Raw genomic sequence first — 21852 nt, forward strand, 5'->3', positions numbered from 1 at the left:
TTACCAGCGCCGGAAACCGCAGGTATCTATGTGGAAACGTACCCCGCTGTAAATGCCGAGGCCGATATTGCGCTTGCGCCCGTAACGCTGGTGGATTTTGCGCAATTTGGGTAGTAACTCGCCGCGGGTGAAGTCGGCTTCCGGAATCAGGTCCACACCGCAAAAGTGCAGGTGTTTACTGGAGCGGGCGCCGCCGGCTTTGGCGTTGTAGCCCGGGGTGCGCCAGCCGGAGAGTACGGTCACCTGACCCAGCTCGGGAATGATGTGATCGCGTATTACCCGCAGGGTTGCGACCATGGTTTTCCAGTCTTTCCGGGGAGGGATCGCAAATGGCTGTTCGCCGATTTCCTGCCAGTCGGTGCCCTGGCGCATCAATTCAAAAATCGGGACCACATCGCCGACATTGTTGACCTCCAGGAACTGCTTGAGCTCGTCGAATTGCTCGCGGTTGTTGCCGCTATCGAGGAACTTGTCAAAAGCGCTGGAAGAGGCGGCGGAGTAGCCCTTGATCTTGAAAATCAGCGGCAGGTCCGGGGCTTTGGGCAGGGGCGGCGGCTCCGGAATAAATTCCACCGGGCTGACCACGCGCTCGGCCAGCTCGCGGGTTTTTTCCACCGTCAGCACCACCAGCGCAAGGAGGCTGATCAGAACCAGGGCGACGATCCAGATAACGCGGCGGCGCTCAATATGGATGTCGATAAACTCGTGATCCGGGGTCTCTTTGATATCCATCGCTGACTACTGCCTGACTGCTTGCTGTTTACCAGCGGCGAAAACCACAGGTATCGACGTGAAACCGCACACCGCTGTAGATCCCGAGCCCCATATGGCTGTCGGGGCCGAGGCGCGCATGCAGGTTGCGCAATTCCTCCACCAGCTCCTTGCGGCTGATATTGGATCTCGGTACCAGGTCCACACCGCAAAAGGTCTTGTGCTTGCTTTTGCTGGATCCCCCGGCCTTGCGGTTGTACTGGTCGGTGCGGAAGGCGGAGACAATATCCACCGGGCCAATGGTCGGTTCCAGTTCATCGCGGATCAGCTTCAGGGTGGGCACCATGTTGGCCCACACAGCCTGCGGTGGAATGGCAAAGGGCGGCTCCTTGAGATCCAGCCAGTCTGAGCCTTGCCGCAGCAGGTTTTCCGGCTCGGTGGTGCCCGCTACCCCGGCCTCCTTGAGAAAGCGCGCCAGCTGTCCGAACTCGCGCCGGTGGTTGCCCTGGCGCAGAAACTGGTTAAGGCTGGCGTGAGTGGCCACGCGGTAGCCCTTGAGTTCGTAGTAGGGCTTTTCTGCCGCTTTGTACTGCAGGTAGAGCCACAGCCCCAGCAGTAGCAACAGCAATAGCAGCACCACGCCCACCAACACCCACCAGTTGGCCTGCTGATTCGGGGGCAGGTGATTGAAGTGGCGCTTCGCCTTGGAAATGGGGTTGCCCGCCGGCATGCCTACAGCCTGGTTACCTGGGTTGGTTTGCTGAATTCCGCGCTCCGTTTTCCCCGGGTACTGCTGATCGCGTCAGGGGGAAAACAGGCACTCTAATGACTATAGCTGTCTGGTGTCAGCTGGCTGGTTTCGGCGCGCTGTGGCCAGGGTATGGCGGGCACAAAAAAAGGCGGCCCGGGTGGGCCGCCTTTTCGTTCTCGGTTCGAGTTTCTTGCCGGAAGCAAGAAATCCGTCAGGCCTGAGGGCCTGCGGCTTTGATCTCGTCAGAGACAGAGAACTTCTCGATGTTTTCCGCGAACAGGCCTGCGAGCTTTTTCGCCGCTGCATCGTAAGCGCTGGCGTCGGCCCAGGCGTTGCGTGGGTTCAGGTAGGACTTGTCCACACCTTCGACCGCTACCGGGATGTCCAGGTTCATGGCTTCCAGGTGTTCGGTCTCGGCACTTTCCAAAGCACCACTCTGGATCGCCGCGATCACCGCGCGGGTCACCGGGATCGGGAAACGTTTGCCCTGCTCGCCAGAACCACCGGTCCAGCCGGTGTTGACCAGGTACACTTTCGAGTCGAAGTCCTCGATGCGCTTCATCAGCAGGTCGGCGTATTCGCGCGGGGCGCGCGGCATGAAGGGCGCACCGAAGCAGGTGGAGAAGGTCGGGTGAATACCCGCTTCTGCGCCCAGCTCGGTGGAACCCACACGGGCGGTGTAACCGGACAGGAAGTGGTAAGCCGCGGCTTCCTTGGACAGGATGGAAACCGGAGGCAGTACACCGGTAACGTCGCAGGTCAGGAAGATCACGTTCTTCGGCTCGCCGGCACGGTTCTCCAGCTGGCGCATTTCCACGTGCTCCAGCGGGTAGGAGCAGCGGCCGTTTTCGGTCAGGCTGGTGTCGTCGTAATCCGGCTTGCCGGCGTCGTCGGTGACCACGTTCTCTACGATGGCGCCAAAGCGAATGGCGTCCCAGATCACCGGCTCGTTCTTCTGGCTCAGGTTGATGGTCTTGGCGTAGCAGCCGCCTTCCATATTGAACACGCCGCCCTTGGCCCAGCCGTGCTCATCGTCGCCGATCAGGTAGCGCGCCGGGTCGGCAGACAGGGTGGTCTTGCCGGTGCCGGACAGGCCGAAGAACAGGCACACATCGCCGTCTTCACCCACGTTGGCCGCACAGTGCATCGGCATCACGTCTTTTTCCGGCAGCAGGAAGTTCTGCACGGAGAACATGGCTTTCTTCATCTCACCGGCGTAACGCATACCCGCCAGCAGCACCTTGCGCTGGGCGAAGTTGATGATCACGCAGCCTTCGGAGTTGGTGCCGTCACGGGACGGATCGCACTCGAAGTTGGCGGCGTGCAGGATGCGCCACTCTTCCTTGCCTTTCGGGTTGTACTTTTCGGCGCGGATAAACATGTTGCGGCCGAACAGGTTGTGCCAGGCGGTCTGGGTGGTGACTTTCACCGGGATATAGTGGTCTTCGTCCTGGCCCACGTGCAGCTGCTGTACAAAGCTGTCGTGACTGGCGACGAAGTCTTCAACGCGGCTCCAGAGGGCGTCGAACTTGTCGGCAGGGAAAGGACGGTTCACGCCGCCCCACTCGATGCTGTCGGCGGTGGAGGGCTCTTCAACCACAAAACGGTCTGCGGGAGAGCGGCCGGTGCGGGCGCCGGTCACGGCCAAGAGAGCACCGGTATGGGTGAGGTGACCTTCACCGCGCTTCAGTGCCTGCTCTACCAGTTGAGCGGGCGCCAGGTTGGACAATACCTGCACCGTGTCGTCTTGCTGTGCCATTCGTTTATTACCCGTGAAAGTTGTATCAGTGAAATAAATAGTAGGGGGTGCCACCCGATACTGCGAACGAATGCCGCGACTCGGGCGGGCTGGCGCGCGCATTATGGCAAACTTCAATTTGCGATCACAGAAAAACTGAATAAATTTTGATCTAAGACAGCGTTGTCAGGATGGTTTTTAGAAAGTTTTTTGCATTTTTTTATTCAAAATGATGATGTAGTTTTTTTACTTCATAATTTTGGGAAATATTGGCTGTTCTGTAATTTTTACTACAGTCAGTTTTGAGCGGTGAGAATGCGCTGGTGGCAGCGGGTGGAGACAAAAAAAGCGCGCCCGGGGGCGCGCTTTGGTGAATGGGTATTCACGATGGTTACCCATCGATGGATGCATTCAGTGAAGGGTGTGCGGCGGGGCGTTGAACAGGTCTTCGATCTTGTCGCGATCGAAGCGGTAGGTGCGGTTGCAGAACTGGCAGTCCGCGGTGATTTCACCGCCCTGCTCCTCCAGCAACTGGTAAACGTCTTCCGGGCCCATGGCGATCAGCGCGCGGGCGCTGCGTTCGGGGGAGCAGCTGCACTTGAAGCGGATATTGGCGGTGCCCAGGCTCGCCGGCTCCAGCTGGTGGAACAGGCGCACCAGCAGCTCGTCGTGGGGCAGGCTGTGCAGCTCCTCGGCGGTGACGGTGGAAGCCAGGTGCACCCCGGTTTCCCAGGCATCTTCGTTTTCCTCCGGGCTGGCGGCGTTATTGCCCGGTAGTACCTGCAGCATGATACCGCCCACGGTATCCGGGCTGGATTCGATCCAGAAGCGGGTTTGCAGCTGCTCGGACTGGGTAAAGTAATCTTCCAGGCATTCCGCCAGGGTGTCTTTCTCCAGCGGCACTATGCCCTGGTAGCGCTCGCCCTCCTGGGGGTCCACGGTAATCACCAGTGCGCCGCGGTTGCCCACCAGCTCCCGCAGGGTGGCGCCCTCCTTGATCTCGGCCCCTTCCGCGACCCGCGCCAGGCCGCGCACATCGCTGTGGTGGGTGCACTCCGCCACCAGCAAGGGCACATCGCCCTCACCGCGGGCCTGCAGCATCAGGATGCCTTCAAATTTGAGAGTGGTGGAAAGCAGGCAGGCGGCGGCGAGAAATTCACCCAGCAGACGCTGAACCGGCATTGGTAACTGGTTGTGCTCGAGTACTTCCCGATAGGCATCGGTGAGAGTGACCAATTGGCCGCGGACATCGTGCTTGGAAAAGATAAAGCGTTCCAACTGATCCGACATAGCAAAGCGCCTCGCTGAAATTTGAGGGTGGCGATTTTAGGGCTTGTGGACGCTAAATTCGATGCCCGCGAGGCTGTTTATGATAGGCGCTGCGGCTGGGAGATGGTTGCGGCCTGTGACCGTCGAGTGTTGGGAGCGCCTCAACCGCAGTGCTGGCGAACCCGGTCTTCCAGCTTCTTGGCTTCTATCTGCCGCTGGCGCTCGCTGATGGTTGAGCGCTCGCCGTTTTCATCCACGAAATAGACCGGGCCCTTGAGGATTTGCAGCTGTCGGCGGGCCTGGGCGCAGGCCTGCTGTTGCTGGCGCCAGGCTTCTGCCTGTTGCGATTGGGTGCGCTGGGCGTATTCGCGCTCGATATCCTCGGCGCGTTTGGGGTCGGGATAGTCTTCCCGGCGGGTGGGGGTGGCGCCGTTGACCGGCTTCAGCTTGCCGTCCAGGGATTCCACCTTGGCTTCAAGTGGTGGCCGGTCGCCAAAGTGTACCTTGCCGTCCGCGTCTACCCAGCGGTAGAGCCCGTCGGCGCTGGAAGCGCTGGTGCTGAAGACCAGCACGAACCCCGCCAGCAACCGGGCGAGCAACAGGAAGGTATAGCGTGTCGTGGATATCGCGGCAGCCATTCCCAGTCTCCCGTTGAGCTATCTAGAGGGTGATTACACGCCTAATTTACCTGAACCTGCCCGAGATCCGCATCCTGGTTGTCGCTATCGGCCAGGGTGCTGAACAGACCTTGTGAGTGGCGCTCGGGAATCTGGTAGGTCTGCAGAATGAAGGGCTGTTGCTCCAGTGCAGCGGCGGAGTCCAGCACCATACGGTAACCGGAGCTGTCTTTCAGCTCGACAAAGCCCTGTTCATTGGACTCCATCAGCTGTGAGAACTGCTGAAAGTCGCGAATCTTCTCGCCGTTGACGGACTCAATGATCCAGTTTTTCCAGTCGTGGTAACCGAGGTTCACCGGCGCCGGCAATACCTTGAGCGCCACCACCAGCTCGCGCTGCTCCGGGGCGGACCACTGGTTGCGCGCATAGAGGTACTCGATGGGCGCTTTGGAGTGCCAGTTGTTACCCCAGCGCTTGATCAGGTTCATGTTCAGGGGCACGAACACCACACCGCCGTAGATGTAGTAGCGCGGGCGCTGGTCGAACTTTTCGCCCTGTACCAGGGAGCGCGAGGGTGGGGTCGCGGCCAGGGTGATCTTGGCGTTGTGGATCTCGCCATCGCGGGAGAAGCGCACCGGCAACTGGTCGCCCACGTGGTAGTGATCCACCGCATAGTGGTAGTTGGTGCGCTGGTTTTCACGCCACTCGATGGTGCGGTCCGCGGCCACGTCAAAGCCATCCACCTGCAACAGCACGTCGCCGGCCTGCAGCACCTGGGCGGCGGGCGCATCCTCAAATACCTGCACGATCAGCGCACCTTCCTGATCTTCGGTAAGACCGGCGGCGGCTTTCATGGACGGGCTCTCCAGGCTCTGGGTAACCGCGCCCAGCTCGGGGAAGCCCTGGTGCACGCCGTCTTTGGCATCTTCCAGTACGTGGCTGATGACGCTCGGGGGCACGAAGTAACCCAGGTTTTCGGCACCGTTGCTGTTGTTGGTCTGCATGGCGACACCAACGATCTTGCCGTTGGAAATCACCGGCCCACCGCTGTTACCGGGGTTGATGGCGGCATCAATCTGGCCGGCCATCAGGTAGCTTTCGGCGTGGGCGTAGTACTGGTGTTCCACCCGGGAGAGGACGCCGCGGGTAATGGAGAGGGATTTGCCGCCGATGGGGTAGCCGTAGACGGTGACCTCTTCCTGCAGCTCGGGGAGTTTGCCGAAGGCCAGTGGCTGGGTGTCGTCAAAGAATTCTTCGTCGTCGACGGTAAGCAGGGCGAGGTCGGCATCGTGGGAGACGAATTTGACCCGCGCGCGGAATTTCTGCGCGTCGCCGTGGCGCTGTACCTGGATAAAGCTGCCGTTGGCAACGACGTGGGCGTTGGTGAGTATTTGCTGACCTTTGATGACGGCGCCGGAGCCGGACAGTTGCTGGGCGTTGAGCAGGGCCCAGGGGTTGAAGTAGTCGGGGGCGGCGGCGGTGGTGTAGATCTTGATGATCGAGCGCTTGAGCTGCTCCCGCTCGCGGTTGTCGGCATTGGCGGCTTGCGAGAAGCACAGGATCAGCAGGCAGAAGGTCAGCAGTTGTTTCATTGCGGCGTCGTGTTTATTCGTTGGTTTGGGGGCAGTTTAGCACTTTGGCTTTTGTTTGCTCTTTTGGGGCCCGGTTCAGAGGGCGCTCTGTTTTGCCTTTTGAGGCGGCCGGGTTGCGCTTACTTAACTCTCACAGTGGCGGCATCGCTACCGGGTGCGGTCTTGCGAGACACGCCGTAAACCCATCCATGGGGGCTCGTCTGCGGCCGTCCTGGCCGCAGACGGTCTCGCAAGACCGCACCCGGTATCGATGCCTTCTCCCATGGTTGTGCCGCTCAAATCCAAGAGCACAAGGCATTCGGCCTTCATTTCTGACTTTCGTGCTTTGTAAGTTGGAAGAACGCGAGTCCTCAATCCTGAGATTCACGGATAAATCTGTGAATCTGCCGGCGTTGCTTCTTGTTCGGGCGCTCGTTGGTTATGACCGCATTATTGGCCTTGCGATCCGCGGTGAACTGCTCCCGTTTTGCAACACTGTCTTCGGTTTCCCGGTAGAGCGTCTGCGCAATGTCGGCGCCGCGGCGCTGGTCGGAAAGCGCGATGACTTCAACCACTTTTTCATCCCAACCCTGGCGAATGGTTAGCAGGGTACCGGTGGTGATTTCTTTACTGGCTTTCACCCGCTGGCCTTCGGCGTGCACCTTGCCGCCTTCGATGGCCTGTTTGGCGATGCTGCGAGTTTTGAAAAAACGGGCGGCCCAGAGCCACTTATCAATACGTACTTTTTCCATCAAAAAATTCAGAACCACTAAAGCTACGAAGCGAAAAACTTAATGCGAAGGCTGGGCGGCGGGTAAGGGTTTTCAGGAGCGTCGCAAACAGGATGTTTGCGCCGAAGCGCCCAGGGATGGGTTCACAGCGGTCCTGAAAACCCTTACCCGGTGCCCGGCCGCCACTGACGGTAAGACCGGAGCACGAGCTGAGAAACTACGGAGACCAGAGTATCTCGTCAAAGTCGTGAATCGCCGGAAATTCGGTAATCTCACGGGCAGGGTTTTTGCTGTCCGGCTGGCGAATACACAGTAGATTTGCGATGCCGTAATCCCGCGCCGCACCGAGTACATGCAGGTTGTCATCCACAAACAGTGTGCGCTCGGGATCAAACGGTTGGCGCTCCTGCAGGGAATGCCAGAAGAGGCTGCTCTCCTTGGCGTGGCCCAGGTCGTGGGAGGACACTATCTCGTCCAGCCACTGGTCGATGCCGGTGATTTCCAGCTTGTGATTCAAACCGTCCGGGTGGGCATTGGTCACCAGCAGTGCGCGCTTTTGCATAGTGCGCAGGCTGCGCAAGAAATTATCCGTGTGCGGGCGCAACGCGATGCGATCTTCGATCTCGCGGTAAATCGCGGGCACATCCAGCTTCAGGGCATCCGACCAGTAGTGCAGGCAGTACCAGTCCAGAGTGCCACGCAACTCATCGGTCATGCGGATCACCAGCGCCTGCGCCTCCGGCACCGAAATGCCATTGGCCTCCGCATAGCGCAGCGGCAGGTGCTCCATCCAGAAATGGTTGTCGTAGTGCAGATCCAACAGGGTGCCGTCCATATCCAGCAGCACCGTATCAATCCGGCTCCAGTCCAGCATGTTTACCTCTGACTTACCCTTGAGGGCGCGCGCGGCCGCACTGCACGGCCGGGTTGCACAAAAATTGGCCGGTCATTATGCCCTCAAGCCGCCCGCGCCGCCAATTCTGCGCGGATCAGGCCGCAAACCAGCAGTGCCTGGGCCAGATAATAGGTCAGCATGATCCAGGTGCCTGCCAGGGCCACCGGCTCGACAAAACGGTTGATCGCGATCAGCGCGTCCGACGCCATAAACGTCAGGGCGCCGCCGAACAGCAGCGAAGAGCCACCGCGGTAGGCGGCGGCGCACAATGCCATGGTCACAATGGCCACTATGTAGAAGCTCACCGGCAGTGCCAGGTCGCCGGCGGCGGGTACTACCTGTGCCGCGAGCATGCCCGCCGCCACCAGAATCGCAAAGGCGCGCCCGGCCAGGCACAGACTGAAATGCGCCCGGCGGCCAAAGGTGACCGCGTAGGTCAGTTGCGCCAGCAGAAAGGCGCCGAGACCGAAGATAAAGTGGTTGGGAAAATCGATGGCCAGCAAGACATCCCCGGTCGCGGAAAAGCCCAGTGCCACCAGGGCCAGGGTGCGGCCAGTGCCCACGAGGGAGCTGGCGGCCAGCCACAACAGGGTAGCGATGGGCACTATCTTGAGTGCGGCCATCCACAGTCCCTCGGCATTCGCAGCATCCAGCAGCATGTAGAGGGCACCGCTGAGGGCGAAGATGATCAGTGCCGGGCGCAGGCTGGAGGCCTGTGCTTCCCGGGGTGGATTGGCGGGTATGTCGGTGGTCATCGCGGAATTGGACATGATCGAAGGCTCCGGTTTTCTTATGCTTTTGGTTTTTTCTATTTTTGCGCGAGCAGAGTATTCTTGCCCGAGTATTCGCGAAAGCCGCAGGCGGTTCAATCGACTGCCTGATAATTCACCAGACATCTTTTGCAGGGAGTGACAGATGAAGGCCAACAATATCCTCGAAACCATCGGCAATACCCCCCATGTTCGGATCAACCACCTGTTCCGGGACGATATCGAGGTGTGGATGAAGGTGGAGCGGTTCAATCCCGGCAGCAGTATCAAGGACCGGATTGCCCTGGGCATGATCGAGGATGCGGAGAAGTCCGGTGCGCTCAAACCCGGTGGGGTGATTGTGGAGCCGACCTCGGGCAATACCGGTATCGGGCTGGCGATGGTGGCGGCGGTGAAGGGTTACCGGCTGATTCTGACGATGCCGGAGTCGATGTCGGTGGAACGCCGCAAAATTATGAAGGCCATGGGTGCCGAGCTGGTGCTGACGCCGAAAGAGAATGGTATGCCGGGCGCGATTGCCAAGGCGGAGGAGATTCTGGCGCAGCACGAGAACAGCTGGATGCCCCAGCAGTTTATGAACCCGGCCAATGTGACGGCGCACAGGAATACCACGGCGAAGGAGATTCTGGCGGATTTTCCAGAGGGATTGGATTACCTGATTACCGGTGTCGGCACTGGTGGCCATATCACGGGATGTGGTGAGGTACTGAAGGCGTCCATGCAGGACCTGAAGGTGTTTGCGGTGGAGCCGGAGAAGTCTCAGGTGATTGCCGGCAAGGAGAAGGGGATGCATCGGTTGCAGGGCATCGGCGCGGGCTTTGTGCCGGAGGTGCTGAACAAGGGCATTCTGGATGGCACTATTCCGGTGTCTGAAGAGGACAGTTTTGAGATGGCCCGGCTGTGTGCGCTGAAGGAGGGGATTTTTGTGGGTATCTCTTCCGGGGCGTCGCTGGCGGCGCTGAAGCAGCGTGAGCAGGAGCTGGCTCCCGGCAGCCGGGTGCTGGTGTTCAGCTACGACACTGGGGAGCGCTACCTTTCTATTGAAGATTTATTCTCGGCCTGACTTTCCATGGGGATAGCCCGGTGGCGGTGACGCTAGCGGGTACACCCTTTGGAGACACGCCGTATACCCATCCATGGGGGCTCGGCTGCGGCCGTCCTGGCCGCAGACGGTCTCCAAAGGGTGTACCCGCTATCGCCACCTTCGTATCTAACCTCAACCTATAAACAGAAATGCGGGCTTAGCCTGCGTATAATCCCCCGCTTAATTTGCATAACTATTCGTACTTGGGGGAATCATGGACAAGGTTGTAAACAGGGCGCTACTGGATCAGGTCATCGACATCTCGGCCAAAGCCGGCAAGGCGATCCTCGAGGTGTACAACGCCAGCGGCGAACTGGAAGTGGATACCAAGTCCGACGACTCTCCGGTCACTGCGGCGGATCTCGCGGCGCACAAGATTCTCGCGCCGGCACTGGCGGAACTGCTCGACGGTGTGCCAGTACTTTCCGAAGAAGGAGAGATGCCCTCTTATGATGTGCGCAGCCAGTGGGATCGCTACTGGATCATCGACCCATTGGACGGCACCAAGGAATTCATCCGTCGCAACGGTGAGTTCACGGTCAATGTAGCCCTGATCGAGAAGGGTGAGCCGGTACTGGGGGTGGTGCATGTGCCGGTGCTGGATATTACCTATGCGGGCGCCAAGTCTCTGGGGGCGATCAAGCAGGATGCCAGTGGTGAGAAGGCGATTGCGGTGCGTGCAATGCAGCCGCGTCTGGACAGCAAGTCGCCCATCGAGGTGGTTGCCAGCCGCAGCCACGGCGCCGGTGCGGTAGACGCGCTGCTGGAGCGCATCGAAAGCAGCCTGGGTGAGACTGGCCTGAAGAATATGGGCAGTTCGCTGAAACTGTGCCTGGTGGCGGAAGGTGCGGCGGATCTCTATCCGCGTCTGGCGCTGACCTGCGAGTGGGATACGGCGGCGGCCCAGGCGGTGGTAGAGGCTGCTGGGGGTATTGTGGTGGACGACAAATTCGAGCTGCTGCGCTACAACCAGAAAGACGAGCTGCTGAATCCCTTCTTTTACGTTATCGGTGACCAATCCTTCGATTGGAAGTCGCTGCTGCTTGCCTGACTCCCGAGGCCGCTAATCCGCACGGGCGGATAATTCTGGTCTAGGCTTTACCTTATCGGCCGGTTGTTGTGTTGCTTTATGCGACAGCCGGCTGGGTCCCGCATGCGAGGTAAAGCGATGACTTCATTCGATCACGGTGCACATTCTTCCGGTCATGCCTCCGGGCATTTCGGCGGCCATTCGAGCGCCCGCAGCGGTGCCTACGGGGCGCAGGTCTGCCATCACGTGAATATCAGTGAAACAGAAACCCGCCAGTTGCGTCATCGCCTGCAGGTTGAGATTACCTGGTTGGCGCGGCAGCTGGACGAATTGCAGGGCGCTGAGGAAGCGGTGGACCTGTCGTTGCGCCAGACCTATCGAGAAATGATTTTTTCCCGCCGCGCGCTACTCGGGCGAATCCCCCGCTGATATCGATACCGGCAAGCCGGCTGGCTTGCCGCAGAAAACATTCATTCAAGAAAAATTCCCCCGAGCTTTGCGGCCCGGGGGAATTTTTTGTGCGCGTATTTTGCGAGTGTTCGGAAATTATTTCGCCGGCGGCGCAGGTTTCCCGGCTGTCGTCGCGTAAATATTTTCTTTGTTGAGAATTTTGTTCAACTTGCAACATTTGGGTCTACGCTTGGTGGGATAAAAGTTAACTTAAAAGAGAAAGTCCCATGCGCTATCCGGTCGTAGTCCATAACATCGAATTTGCCGGTTACGGTGCCATAGCGCCGGATCTCCCCCACTGCCATTGCCACGGCGATACCCTGGAAACTGCTCTGCAGAAAATGGCGGAAACCATCGTTGAACGGCTGGATGAATTAAGGGCCGCCGGTGATCCACCGCCGCAACCGGGCGACCTGGAAAAGCTGCGAAAAAACCCCGCTTTTGTCGGTGGTGTCTGGGCGATTATCGACATTGAAAGTAATGCAATGAGCCCGCGCTCTTAACAGCTCAGCTGGACGCTGACCGAAAATGCGCAACGGATTTTGCTGCTGGGATTGCCGCATAAAGACTTTCACTGAGCAATGATTTCTGAACCAAGGACGGTGACAATGAAAGGTGTGATTTTTCTTCTGGCCCTGTTGGCATCCAGTGCGGCCATGGCCCAGTGGAACAACCCTATTGATGGCTACTGTAATGGCGAATATCGCGTAGTGGGTACACTCGGCCTGGGCGTGGGCGAATTGCAGATCAATGACGAACAGGACTTTGCCGGTTACGCCAGTATCGGCGTGACCCCTGCCGCGGGAATCTGGCAGGTGGAATTACGCTACACCGGATTTGACGACGGCAGTGTTTCGGTGGACCAGTGGGGCATTGGCGCCAAGGTGGATTTCACGGTGACCTGCGATGTGCAGTGTCTCTACTGGATGGTGGGCTGGAACTACGGTGAGTTTGAGCTGGATACCATTGAAAAGCACGACGTGATCTACGATGTATTCGATGACGGAAACGACAACTACTGGAATGCGGGTGTCGGTTATCGCTACAAGTGGACCGAGGATTTCGATACGTCCATCGAATACAACTACAACGATATCGACACCAAAATTCGATTCAACGATGGCGTCTCCGATGTGCGTTTTGATTTGGGACACCTGCGTACCCTGACGGTAAACTTTGCCTACCGCTTTTAATCCGCAGCGAAATGACCCGCTGTTAGCAGTGAATCAGGCCCGGTTAGGGCCTGATTCCATTTGCTTCAATCAGAATGCGTAAGACAGACTCATATTGAGCCCATCATCTCGACCCAACTGATAGCCGTTATAGTGACCGGACACACGGGAGCTCCATTCAAGCCCCAAGCGCACACCGGCGAGTGCACCGCCTTGTGGCACCATGTTGGCACCCACTGCAGCATCCACGAATTCCCCACCGTAATTTTTCTGTAGGTCCGCAGGGCTGGAGTGATTGTGCGGGCCATTGTAGTGGCCGTTGATGTCCAGTTGTTTGGTATATGAAAGGCGGCTGGAGAGACTTAGCCAGTTTGTCAGGCGGTAGGCACTCCAGGCGGTGGCTGCGTAGCGCTCGCCAAAACGGAACCCTGAATCGTTTTTATCCTCCATCGGCAATCGCGCGCTGGCCTGGGCGCCCCAGCTCAACCGCTCGCGACCGCTGGAATAGGTAATCGACGGCATAAAATCCCAGGTCCCGCTGCCCAGCTGCATACCGTAGTGGGTAAAGGTGCCGTCGGTGTTTTTCAGGTCCACGTCCCCGGTGGGGGCGCTGATCCCCAGGGTGGTGTGTAGCTTGTAGCCACTGGTGTCGGCAAGGCGGAAAAGCCCGGCGAAGACCGTATCGCCGATGCCACTGGTACCGTGACTGTGGCTGGCGTGCATGGCTGGCTTAGCCTCCTCCGCAGTGCTCATTTCTCCCATTGCTCCCATGCCATCCATGGCCATATCGCCATGCATATGGCTACCTTCGGTCATCTTCATGGTCATGTCCATGGACATGGTCTGTGGCATCAGCATGAGGGTGAGGTTGTCACTCACCGCGTACATGATATCCAGCATGTGCATTTCCATGGCCATACTGCGGGGCTGCATGGAATAGCCCGCAGCATTCAGTTCGGCACCGGTCACTTTTTCTGAGCCGTAATAGAGGCCGGAAAAATTCTCGCGCATAAATCGATAACCAACCATCCACTCACCTTGTTTGTGCAGGTGGTCGCTCATTACGCCGGCGGGCGCGTGGCTCTCTGGCAGAAAAGAGGGCGATTCGACATCGTGCGCTTTCGCAATCATTGGGGAGATCACGATCAGCGCGACGGACAGTTTTTTTACATTGAAGCTATACATGGTTGTTTCCTGAATGATGAACGCTTGGCGCCGCCGCAGACCGCAGATAGATACGGGCGCGCACAAGCCAACGCCCTGCCGGCTTCGGCAGGAAGTTCAATTGCTTTGAGAGACGTCGTCAGGAAATGGCGGGTGGTGCGCGCCCGGGAGGGGTGAAGTAATCGGGGGTATATCGCTCGCCTCTTGTTTCTGGTGGTCGTGCCAGCCAGAGTCGAGTGGCGAAGTCGGGTAGTGCTGTGTTGTTGGCAATTGCCGTGCTGCCGGCTGCAGAAAAAGTACAGTGGCTTTCGGCAAAATTTTTGGCGGTAGCGGTGTCGTGGTCGTGGCCGGCGGGTGCCGCGGGCCCGCCGTGGTGGTGAAGGTGGGCGTCTGCGACCGGGGGCGAGAGCAGGTTGAGCAGCAGGGCACTGCGGCTGTCGCCGTGACACAAAGCGTACAGAGAGCCGCCGGCAACCGGTGCGGGCATAAAGCCCGCAGGTACCAGCCCGCGCACACTGAGGAACAAACCCAGCAATACCACTGCCAACCATGGAGGCAGTGGCTTGCGGTGGGACTGTGTCAGCGGTATCAGCGGTGCCGGGCTCTGTTTCACAAGGGCGTTACTTTTCTCTCGGTAACGGTCAGCAGGTATTACAGCTTACCACTGCGTTTCAGTTGCCAGTAAGTTTCCACCAGCGACATATGCATCTCCGATGGCAGGGCATCCGCAAGAATGGTATTGCGGGCCTTTAATTCCTGCAGCAGCCGGCCGCGGCGCTGCACAAAATCTTTCCCCGCGCTGTGCATTAATGCCGCGTCAAAATCCACAACCGGCGCTTCCAGCAATTCATCCAGGGCACGTTCCCGCAGGCAGGCCACCATCACCAGGTGATGGCGAGAAAGCTGCTGTACTGCGGCGGTGAGGTCTTCACTGTCTTCGTCGCGCACATTGGTGAGCAGTATCACCAGTGCGCGCCGCTGCTGGCGGGCCAGCAGTTGCTCGGCGGCAGCGGTGTAGTCACTGTGGGCGGTGCCTGAGTGCAGGTCGTACACGTGGTTCAGCAACAGGTTGATACTGCCCTCGCCTTTTACCGGCGGCAGACTGCTGTGGCTGCCGGCAAAACACTGCAGGCCCACGGCATCCCCCTGGCGAATGGCCACATAGGCAGACAGCAACAGGGCATTGAGGGCGTGGTCGAAATGGCTGAGATCGCCGTCGCGGGCGCGCATACGGCGGCCGCAGTCCAGCAGGAAAATAATCTCCTGGTCGCGCTCGTCCTGGTATTCGCGGCTGATCAGCTTTTGCATGCGCGCACTGGCACGCCAGTCGATCTGCCGCTGGCTGTCGCCGCGGCGGTATTCCCGCAGCTGGCGGAAATCCAGTCCCTCGCCCCGGCGCTGCTGCTGATGAACCCCCATGTAGCGCAGTGTCTGTTCCGTAGACAGTGCCTGTAGCGAGGAGATACCGAGGAAGTTCGGATATATCTTGGCGTCCTGGTTTTCCCCCAGCAGCACCTTGCGCTGCCACAGGTTCCAGGGCGAGCTGGCGAGTACTTCGATGTAACCGAAGGCGGCGAGGCCGCGCCGCACCGGCGTGGCGGTGTAGTGGGTAACGATTTCCTGCTGGGGGTTCAGTTGCATCCGCACCGGCAGCCCGGCCCAGCGCAGCTCAGCGGGTACCTGATCGGTGACCTGCAGGGACAGGGGCCTGCTGCCGCCGTTGAACAGGGTCAGCTGTATCGCCTCATCGACTCCCAGTGCCAGGTTGCCCGGGTGCTCGCGGCGGCCGCTGAGGCCGCGACAGTGGCGGCCGGTGGCAAAATCCAGCAGGGCCGCCAGGGTCAATAGCGCCAGCCCGGTCCACCACAGCTTGGCGATGCCGCCGGCGATACCCGGCCACCAGATACGCGCGGCGCTGACCGCCAGTGCGCTGGCGCAGGCAATCAGCAACAACCGGATCAGTAACGGAGAGGGCTTCACAGCCGCGGTGCCTCCACGGATTCAATGATCTGCGCCAGCACTGAATCGGCGGTTTCGCCGTCGATTTCCATATCCGGTGACACCGCCACCCGGTGGCGCATCACCGGAATGGCCATGGCCTTGATGTCGTCCGGCAGTACAAACTCGCGACCCTGCATCAACGCGTGGGCACGCCCCGCCAGCATCAGGCCGATACTGGCGCGGGGGCCGGCGCTGCGGCGCAGCTGGGAGGATTCGCGGGTGGCGCGCACCAGGCGCACGGCGTAACTGAGTACCTGCTGGTCCACCTGGACCTGGGGAATCAGCGCCTGCAGCTGCTGCAGTTGTTCCGCGTCGAAGACTGCCTGCACCCCATGCTGCAGCTTTTGTTCAATGCGTCCGCTGCTGGCAGCGGCCGCCAGTTGCTCTTCCGCCTGCTGGGAGGGGAAGTCGATCAGTACCTTGAGCAGGAAACGGTCCAGTTCCGCTTCCGGCAGCGGGTAGGTACCTTCCTGCTCGATGGGGTTCTGGGTGGCAAGCACCATAAACGGCCGCGGGGTGCGGTGGGTTTCACCGTCGATGGTGACCTGCTGCTCCTGCATCACTTCCAGCAACGCCGCCTGGGTTTTGGCCGGGGCGCGGTTGATCTCGTCCGCCAGCAGCAGGTTGGTGAACACCGGCCCGCGGCGCACCTCAAAACGGCTCTCCGCCGCATGGTAGATGGCGTGGCCGGTGACATCCGCGGGCATCAGGTCCGGGGTGAACTGGATACGGCGGAAGTCGCCGCCAAAACCCCGCGCCAGGCTCCGCACCAGCAGGGTTTTACCGAGGCCGGGAACACCTTCCAGCAGCACGTGACCGCCGGCGAGCAGGGCAATCAGCACCTGATCGACCACCGCCTGCTGGCCAATCACCACCTGGTTGATCTGCTCCCGCAGTTGATTCACCCGCGCACTGGCTTGTTGCCAGCGGCTGTCGGCTTGCGCCTGGTGCTGAGTATCGTTGTTGGTGGTGACCGGGTTCTGGTCCAGGGTGGATTCACTCATAGGGCGGCCTCGATAATCTGAATGCTGCGCAGTCGCGCGGTAAAGTCTTCTTCGCTGTGGGGGGGCGATGCCCACAGCACCGTGTAGATGTCGTCACGGCCAAGTCCGCTGCGCTCGGCGACGGACTCGGCGATCTGACGCTGTTTTTCTGGCGGTAACTGCTGGGCCATATGCGCCGGCTGGCCGCTGAGCTTCTGCAGCAGGGGCGCGCGGGCTTTTTCGAACAGCTGCTCGGCGCGGTCGTTGCGCCAGTAAAAATGACCGCAGGCGCGAATGTGCTCCAACAGTGAGCGGCGCTCACTGGCAGGTGCCGGTGTCATCGGTCCGAAGCGGCGGCTACGATTGGCAATCCAGGCCATCAGCGCCAGCAGGCCGGCAACAAAAAACTCCAGCGCATAGCGCTGGGCCAGGGTGCCCAGGTCATCAAAGTGGGGACGGGTGATCATCACCAGCTCTCGCTCACCCACGAGATGCGCGAGAAAATAGGCGTGATCGAAATCGCCGATACGGTGGTTGCGCCAAAGGCCGCCGTCGGCCATCAGGGTCAGGCGGCCGCGTCCGTACTCGTAGTGCACCAGCGGGGATTGTGTGGTGTTTCTCTGGAACGGAACCCAGTGCAGTCGGTTACCTTCGACCTGCGTATCGGTGTATTCACCATTCATCATTTCGTGGGTGAACACTTTAGCGGTGTCAAAAAACAGCGCGTAGCTGGCGCCGCTGTCGCTGGTGAGATTGATCAGTCGCTCCGGGTCTATGTCCGGGTTGCGGGGTTCGATGTTTTCTTGCGCGGATTCCTCGGCAGAGTCTGCTGCCTCCTCGTCTTCCTGTTCTTTTTCCTTTTTCTGCTCGCGCTCCGCCAATTTGCGGTTGTGATCGCGCATCATGTCACTGGTTTTTTTGATTTCTATCTCAGTGATTTCATCGCCGAAGACTTCACGCACCTGCTGGTTGAAATAAAGATCCATTTCGCCGCGGGCTATTTCCAGCCCGAGCATATCCAGCAGGTAATCCTGTTCGTTGTCCGCATCGCTGCCGTGGGCGATGACAATGGCCTGACCGCCCTGCTCTATCCAGCCCAACAGCTCCTGGCCGCGGCTGGCGTTGTAGATCTGGCTGGAGCTGGTGAGGAACAGGATATCGTTGTCTCCCAGGGCGCTCGCCGCGGCAATATTGTCGGCGCGCCGGTAACGAATCCCTACCCGGGTAAGAAATTGCTCGGCGGCCAGGTAAGGATTGCGCCGGGCCTCGGGGCCAAATCCCCGATCCAGCTCTTCGGTATAACGCTCGAAGAAAAACAGAAACAGTGTCGCGGCGGCCGCCAGCAGCAACAGCACCCAGGCGATGGCGATGCGTCCAAGCTTCACGACGTTGCCCTCCCATCATTCTGCGCAGCGGGAATATTCCGCGGTGAAAACACGCTTTGCCACTGATCGCAGAGAGATTCCAGTTTTGTACTGGCCGGCGGGCGATGGGCGTAGGCCTGTTGCTGCCAGGTGGCGGTCAGCAGGCCAAAGAATTGCACCAGTGCCGGCTGCAGGCGCGCATCCTGCTCTGCCTCTTCCCGCACCAGCTGCGCGCATTCCGCTTCGGTAAAGTGATCCTGAAAATCGCATTCAAAATGGGAAATCAGATGGGACAGGCTGGCCCGGTACAATAACCCCAGGGCTTCCCGCTGGGCACCGCCGTGCCACAGATTCAGCACCTCGGCGGTGACATCATCCGGCAGGCTTTCACTGCGTACGTCCAGCCCAAACAGGGTTTGCGGGCGCTGTTGTGTTGAACCCGCCTTTTTTCGCGGCCTGAAGCCGATACCGCGGCGAATGGTGTTTCGGAATTGCCACAACAGGTAAAGCACCAGCGTTGCGGCGATGGCCCAGAGTAGCACTTCAATGATCCCGGCAAGCAGCGGTCCTATGGCGCTGTCGGTTTCGGTGTCCGCTTCTAGTTCGTCGTCGTCTTCGCCAAGACCTTCCAAAAACTCGATAAACGCAATCATCCACTCCGGGAAGCGGTATTCCCGGGATTCAAATTCCTTCAGGCGCCAGCCGCTGACACTCTCCGTTTGGTGAAAGGCTTCTTCGGCCAGGGTTTCGTCGATCAATTCCTGGGCCTGGGCGGGCGTGACTGGGTCGGCGAGCGCCGGTTGCGGAGTGCCCATGAGTGCGGCGCTGCCCAGGATAACCGCGCACACAAGCGCGGTGGCCGCACCAACGGTGGGTTTGTCATGGGCGCGGGACTTGTCCGTCGCCGCATGTTTTTTGCTGTCGAGTCGGGCGCGCATTTTGCGAAAGTGGATTTCGATATCCCAGGCTTCCAGGTCTACCCGGCGGCCGATGTAGAGCATGAAACCACCGCCGATATAGAAAGGCGCTACCGCAGCCATGATCAGCAGGGTAGAGCCATTGGCAATCCAGCTGTAAATAGGGTCCTGTTGGCTCAGGATTGGCAGCCAGTCGATTTCCAGTTGCTCCGGTATCAGCAGATAAAAGAGTGCCGCCAGACCGAGTATCAGAATCATTTCGATATGGGCACCGACAATATGCAGCCAGCTGGCGGTGCTGGCGGTTTTGCGATGTAGCAGGGCGAGGCGTGTAGTGCGCGCTTTGCCGGTGGAATTCTCCAGTACCGTAACCGGCATATCGAAACTGCGGGTAAAACTGAGGCGGCGCCAGCTCAGCCAGGAAAACCAGTCGCGGCCGTTGGCGCGGCGAAACAATCCCAGAGCCTGACGGTAGCCAATGTGCTCGGCGAAGAGCGCGCGGCTGAGCACAAGCAGTGGCAAGCGCTCGAACATTGGTTTCAGCCACCACAGGAAGGTGGCTACCCAATTGGGACTGTCGGGAAACAACAGGGCGAGTAGCAGGAATATGGCGGCGGCGGGCAGCAGCCACAGGATGGCCATTTGCAGCCAGTGGCGACGGGCCAGCAGTATGCCGAGATCCACGGATTCCCAGTTGGAGCGCAGACGCGCATGTACCGCGAGGCGATCGAGGTTCACAGTGGACCTCCGGTGGCGGTTGCGCTTGGTGTCTGATTGCGACCGGCGAGCAGGCAGTAGCTTATTACGATGAGCCAGAAGAAAGCGCCCACCGCCAGTTTTACCGCGATACTAACCTGGGTGCTGGACGACCAGAAAGCCTCGAGAAACGCGGCGATCACCAGCATCAGGAAAGTGCCGTACATGATTTTCATCGCCTCGCGACCGGCTTCCCGCAGTGCCTGTCGCCGGCTCCGGTTGCCGGGGTTAACCAGCGAATGTCCCAGCAGCAGCCCGGCGGCGCCGGCGAACACAATGGCTGTCAATTCGAAGGCGCCGTGGCCAATCACGAACGGATAGAAAGTGGTGACAAAACCGACCCGGGTGATATGCCCGAATACCGCGCCGAGATAAATGCCGTTGAATACCAGGAAAAAAATCGAACCCAGGCCAAACAGAATGCCGGAGGCGAAGGTGCGGAAGGCGATGCCGATATTGTTCTTGATATAAAAGCCGAACATCAGCAGGTCCGAGTCGGAACCCCGCTCGCGGCCCAGCACGCGGTTGGCGGGGTCGTACATGGATTCGATTTGCATGACCTGCTCCGGGGACATGACCGCGTAAATCAGTGCGTCATTCCAGTAGCTGCCCAGCCCCATCACCAGTGCCGGGGCCAGGAAAAGCCCACAAGCCAGCCATACAAAGCGCGCCTGTTCCCGCAGCGCGCGGGGGAAACCGGCGAACAGAAATTCCAACCAGCGATTTCTGGAAATGGATTTCTGTTGGTAAATACGCTGGTGGCACTGCATCACCAGTTGATTCAGTCGCGTCACCAGATTACTGGTGTAATGACGCTCCTTGGCGACCGCCAGCTGCTGACACAGGCGGCGATAACTGGCCGGGAGATCTTGCAGCGCCGCGCCATGCTGCACGGTATTTTTTTCATAGCCTGCGAGCCAGTTTTCCAGCTGTAGCCACTGCTCCTGATGGCGCTGCTCAAAGTCCCGCTGCTTCATGGGCGATCCGTTTTATTGTGCTGGTTTTTCTGCTGTGGTGTGTCGCTTCCGGAGTCTCTGGCACCCAGCAGCCAGCGACCGATCGCGTGCAACTGTTTAAGCCCTGCCTCGCAGTCTTTGCCGGTAATCGGCTGTAGCAGGTCTGCGAGTTCTTGTTGGCGCGCCAGGCTCAGTTCGCGGCTGCGTTCGGTGAGGCTGACTATGGCCTGCTGATCCGCGGTGCGCAGCCCGCGCGGTGGTGGCGCTGGTGCCACTTTGGGTAGCTCTGCGGCCGTCGCGGGTTGTTCGCGGTAGATGACGATGGTACCCGCGGCAAAATCGCCCAGTCTTTGAAAGTGGCGACTGCAGGACATGCTGAGAATACCGGCGCAATAACCGAAGGGAAGAAAATCCGCAAAGCGCAACAGGTTGCGCATGATGGAAGCGCCCCAGGTAATCGGGGTCAGGTTATCGTTCACCACCGCCAGGGAAAATGCCCGCTTGCCCGGGGTTTGCCCGCCGCGGAACACTTCAAAAATGACCGGGTAGAACCACTCCAGCAAAAAAGAACCCAGCAGCCAGAAACCGACGCCCGCCTTGCCGGCAAACGCCAGGGCAATACCCAGCACCAGCAGCACCAGCGTGCGATAGAAAAGGTCCACCGCGTAGGCGAGGATGCGCGGCACTGGTCCGGCCACCTGGGCGGTCAGGTCGATGCCCTCTGGGGTTTCAATCTCGTACAGGGTGTCGAGCCCGGGGCTGTCGGCGGAATCTTGTGGTGGGCTGGAAAAGGAATGGTTTTGCATGGGGGTGTGTACTGCAGTTAAGCGGTCGAGTCACTGGAGCCGCGAAGCGCCGTCAGTGCAATCCGGGGTCGGGTTTCCCCCTGGCAATATGCCAGTGCGGAAACCCTGTTGCCCGA

The 21852-nt window shown here is 59.6% G+C and carries 22 protein-coding genes; 5 read left to right on the forward strand and 17 right to left on the reverse strand.

Features of this window, described 5'->3' with window-relative positions; all coding sequences use genetic code 11:
* The 9 genes from GRX76_RS03580 to GRX76_RS03620 form a co-directional block, all read right to left on the reverse strand.
* On the reverse strand, positions 1 to 732 hold the full coding sequence (locus GRX76_RS03580) for a D-Ala-D-Ala carboxypeptidase family metallohydrolase (RefSeq protein WP_160152055.1): 732 nt from the start codon (positions 730 to 732) through the stop codon (positions 1 to 3).
* Positions 733 to 760: 28 nt separating this feature from the next.
* A complete protein-coding gene (locus GRX76_RS03585; protein WP_160152056.1) occupies positions 761 to 1441 on the reverse strand; it encodes a DUF4381 family protein in 681 nt (226 codons plus the stop codon).
* A gap of 232 nt (positions 1442 to 1673) precedes the next feature.
* Positions 1674 to 3221: a phosphoenolpyruvate carboxykinase gene (locus GRX76_RS03590; RefSeq protein ID WP_160152057.1), complete on the reverse strand. Its 1548-nt coding sequence runs from the start codon at positions 3219 to 3221 to the stop codon at positions 1674 to 1676.
* A gap of 390 nt (positions 3222 to 3611) precedes the next feature.
* Entirely contained in the window at positions 3612 to 4490 is an 879-nt protein-coding gene (gene hslO / locus GRX76_RS03595; RefSeq protein WP_160152058.1) for an Hsp33 family molecular chaperone HslO, read from the reverse strand.
* 140 nt (positions 4491 to 4630) lie between these two features.
* Entirely contained in the window at positions 4631 to 5107 is a 477-nt protein-coding gene (locus GRX76_RS03600) for a DUF4124 domain-containing protein (protein WP_160152059.1), read from the reverse strand.
* Between the two features lie 41 nt (positions 5108 to 5148).
* Positions 5149 to 6678 carry a serine protease gene (locus tag GRX76_RS03605; RefSeq protein WP_160152060.1) on the reverse strand — a complete coding sequence of 510 codons (1530 nt, stop codon included), beginning with the start codon at positions 6676 to 6678 and terminating at the stop codon, positions 5149 to 5151.
* 350 nt (positions 6679 to 7028) lie between these two features.
* Entirely contained in the window at positions 7029 to 7409 is a 381-nt protein-coding gene (locus GRX76_RS03610; RefSeq protein ID WP_160152061.1) for an RNA-binding S4 domain-containing protein, read from the reverse strand.
* Positions 7410 to 7605: 196 nt separating this feature from the next.
* Positions 7606 to 8262 carry a GMP/IMP nucleotidase gene (gene yrfG / locus GRX76_RS03615; RefSeq protein ID WP_160152062.1) on the reverse strand — a complete coding sequence of 219 codons (657 nt, stop codon included), beginning with the start codon at positions 8260 to 8262 and terminating at the stop codon, positions 7606 to 7608.
* Between the two features lie 83 nt (positions 8263 to 8345).
* Positions 8346 to 9053, reverse strand: a complete 708-nt coding sequence (locus tag GRX76_RS03620) for a lysoplasmalogenase (RefSeq protein WP_236250535.1) — start codon at positions 9051 to 9053, stop codon at positions 8346 to 8348.
* A 145-nt stretch (positions 9054 to 9198) separates the two neighbouring features.
* Between GRX76_RS03620 and cysK the strand changes: the two genes are divergently transcribed.
* The 5 genes from cysK (at position 9199) to GRX76_RS03645 (ending at position 12810) form a co-directional block, all read left to right on the forward strand.
* Positions 9199 to 10116, forward strand: a complete 918-nt coding sequence (cysK, locus tag GRX76_RS03625; RefSeq protein WP_160152063.1) for a cysteine synthase A — start codon at positions 9199 to 9201, stop codon at positions 10114 to 10116.
* Positions 10117 to 10351: 235 nt separating this feature from the next.
* Positions 10352 to 11188 carry a 3'(2'),5'-bisphosphate nucleotidase CysQ gene (cysQ, locus tag GRX76_RS03630; RefSeq protein ID WP_160152064.1) on the forward strand — a complete coding sequence of 279 codons (837 nt, stop codon included), beginning with the start codon at positions 10352 to 10354 and terminating at the stop codon, positions 11186 to 11188.
* A gap of 117 nt (positions 11189 to 11305) precedes the next feature.
* Positions 11306 to 11596, forward strand: a complete 291-nt coding sequence (locus tag GRX76_RS03635) for a hypothetical protein (protein ID WP_160152065.1) — start codon at positions 11306 to 11308, stop codon at positions 11594 to 11596.
* Between the two features lie 248 nt (positions 11597 to 11844).
* Complete coding sequence (locus GRX76_RS03640; RefSeq protein WP_160152066.1) at positions 11845 to 12120, forward strand: type II toxin-antitoxin system HicB family antitoxin; 276 nt, start codon at positions 11845 to 11847, stop codon at positions 12118 to 12120.
* A gap of 105 nt (positions 12121 to 12225) precedes the next feature.
* Positions 12226 to 12810 (forward strand): outer membrane protein, encoded by a 585-nt coding sequence (locus GRX76_RS03645; protein WP_160152067.1) that lies wholly within the window; start codon positions 12226 to 12228, stop codon positions 12808 to 12810.
* 69 nt (positions 12811 to 12879) lie between these two features.
* On the opposite strand, the gene GRX76_RS03650 is transcribed toward GRX76_RS03645, so the two are convergent.
* The 8 genes from GRX76_RS03650 to GRX76_RS03685 all read right to left on the reverse strand — a co-directional run bounded on the left by GRX76_RS03650 (position 12880) and on the right by GRX76_RS03685 (position 21736).
* Complete coding sequence (locus GRX76_RS03650) at positions 12880 to 13974, reverse strand: hypothetical protein (RefSeq protein WP_160152068.1); 1095 nt, start codon at positions 13972 to 13974, stop codon at positions 12880 to 12882.
* A 118-nt stretch (positions 13975 to 14092) separates the two neighbouring features.
* Positions 14093 to 14566, reverse strand: coding sequence for a hypothetical protein (locus GRX76_RS03655; protein ID WP_160152069.1), 474 nt, complete (start codon positions 14564 to 14566; stop codon positions 14093 to 14095).
* Between the two features lie 38 nt (positions 14567 to 14604).
* On the reverse strand, positions 14605 to 15933 hold the full coding sequence (locus GRX76_RS03660; protein WP_160152070.1) for a DUF58 domain-containing protein: 1329 nt from the start codon (positions 15931 to 15933) through the stop codon (positions 14605 to 14607).
* Entirely contained in the window at positions 15930 to 16958 is a 1029-nt protein-coding gene (locus tag GRX76_RS03665; protein ID WP_160152071.1) for a MoxR family ATPase, read from the reverse strand. Before GRX76_RS03665 ends, GRX76_RS03660 begins: the two co-directional genes overlap by 4 nt.
* Positions 16955 to 18322: a DUF4350 domain-containing protein gene (locus tag GRX76_RS03670; RefSeq protein WP_160152072.1), complete on the reverse strand. Its 1368-nt coding sequence runs from the start codon at positions 18320 to 18322 to the stop codon at positions 16955 to 16957. Before GRX76_RS03670 ends, GRX76_RS03665 begins: the two co-directional genes overlap by 4 nt.
* Positions 18319 to 19956: a DUF4129 domain-containing protein gene (locus GRX76_RS03675; RefSeq protein ID WP_160152073.1), complete on the reverse strand. Its 1638-nt coding sequence runs from the start codon at positions 19954 to 19956 to the stop codon at positions 18319 to 18321. The genes GRX76_RS03670 and GRX76_RS03675 overlap by 4 nt, the downstream gene beginning before the upstream one ends.
* A complete protein-coding gene (locus tag GRX76_RS03680; protein WP_160152074.1) occupies positions 19953 to 20951 on the reverse strand; it encodes a stage II sporulation protein M in 999 nt (332 codons plus the stop codon). The genes GRX76_RS03675 and GRX76_RS03680 overlap by 4 nt, the downstream gene beginning before the upstream one ends.
* Entirely contained in the window at positions 20948 to 21736 is a 789-nt protein-coding gene (locus tag GRX76_RS03685; RefSeq protein ID WP_160152075.1) for an RDD family protein, read from the reverse strand. Before GRX76_RS03685 ends, GRX76_RS03680 begins: the two co-directional genes overlap by 4 nt.
* Positions 21737 to 21852 lie beyond the last annotated feature (116 nt).

Origin of the sequence: Microbulbifer sp. ALW1, assembly GCF_009903625.1 — a bacterium.
In the GTDB taxonomy this organism is placed as follows: Bacteria; Pseudomonadota; Gammaproteobacteria; order Pseudomonadales; family Cellvibrionaceae; genus Microbulbifer.

Coding starts and splice junctions, on each gene's coding strand:
- GRX76_RS03585 (WP_160152056.1), bottom strand. CDS start 1,441: ATGCCGGCGGGCAACCCCATTTCCAAGGCGAAGCGCCACTTCAATCAC.
- GRX76_RS03650 (WP_160152068.1), bottom strand. CDS start 13,974: ATGTATAGCTTCAATGTAAAAAAACTGTCCGTCGCGCTGATCGTGATC.
- GRX76_RS03665 (WP_160152071.1), bottom strand. CDS start 16,958: ATGAGTGAATCCACCCTGGACCAGAACCCGGTCACCACCAACAACGAT.
- GRX76_RS03600 (WP_160152059.1), bottom strand. CDS start 5,107: ATGGCTGCCGCGATATCCACGACACGCTATACCTTCCTGTTGCTCGCC.
- GRX76_RS03605 (WP_160152060.1), bottom strand. CDS start 6,678: ATGAAACAACTGCTGACCTTCTGCCTGCTGATCCTGTGCTTCTCGCAA.
- GRX76_RS03645 (WP_160152067.1), top strand. CDS start 12,226: ATGAAAGGTGTGATTTTTCTTCTGGCCCTGTTGGCATCCAGTGCGGCC.
- GRX76_RS03590 (WP_160152057.1), bottom strand. CDS start 3,221: ATGGCACAGCAAGACGACACGGTGCAGGTATTGTCCAACCTGGCGCCC.
- GRX76_RS03635 (WP_160152065.1), top strand. CDS start 11,306: ATGACTTCATTCGATCACGGTGCACATTCTTCCGGTCATGCCTCCGGG.
- GRX76_RS03685 (WP_160152075.1), bottom strand. CDS start 21,736: ATGCAAAACCATTCCTTTTCCAGCCCACCACAAGATTCCGCCGACAGC.
- GRX76_RS03610 (WP_160152061.1), bottom strand. CDS start 7,409: ATGGAAAAAGTACGTATTGATAAGTGGCTCTGGGCCGCCCGTTTTTTC.
- GRX76_RS03580 (WP_160152055.1), bottom strand. CDS start 732: ATGGATATCAAAGAGACCCCGGATCACGAGTTTATCGACATCCATATT.
- cysK (WP_160152063.1), top strand. CDS start 9,199: ATGAAGGCCAACAATATCCTCGAAACCATCGGCAATACCCCCCATGTT.
- hslO (WP_160152058.1), bottom strand. CDS start 4,490: ATGTCGGATCAGTTGGAACGCTTTATCTTTTCCAAGCACGATGTCCGC.
- cysQ (WP_160152064.1), top strand. CDS start 10,352: ATGGACAAGGTTGTAAACAGGGCGCTACTGGATCAGGTCATCGACATC.
- GRX76_RS03640 (WP_160152066.1), top strand. CDS start 11,845: ATGCGCTATCCGGTCGTAGTCCATAACATCGAATTTGCCGGTTACGGT.
- GRX76_RS03680 (WP_160152074.1), bottom strand. CDS start 20,951: ATGAAGCAGCGGGACTTTGAGCAGCGCCATCAGGAGCAGTGGCTACAG.
- GRX76_RS03620 (WP_236250535.1), bottom strand. CDS start 9,053: ATGTCCAATTCCGCGATGACCACCGACATACCCGCCAATCCACCCCGG.
- yrfG (WP_160152062.1), bottom strand. CDS start 8,262: ATGCTGGACTGGAGCCGGATTGATACGGTGCTGCTGGATATGGACGGC.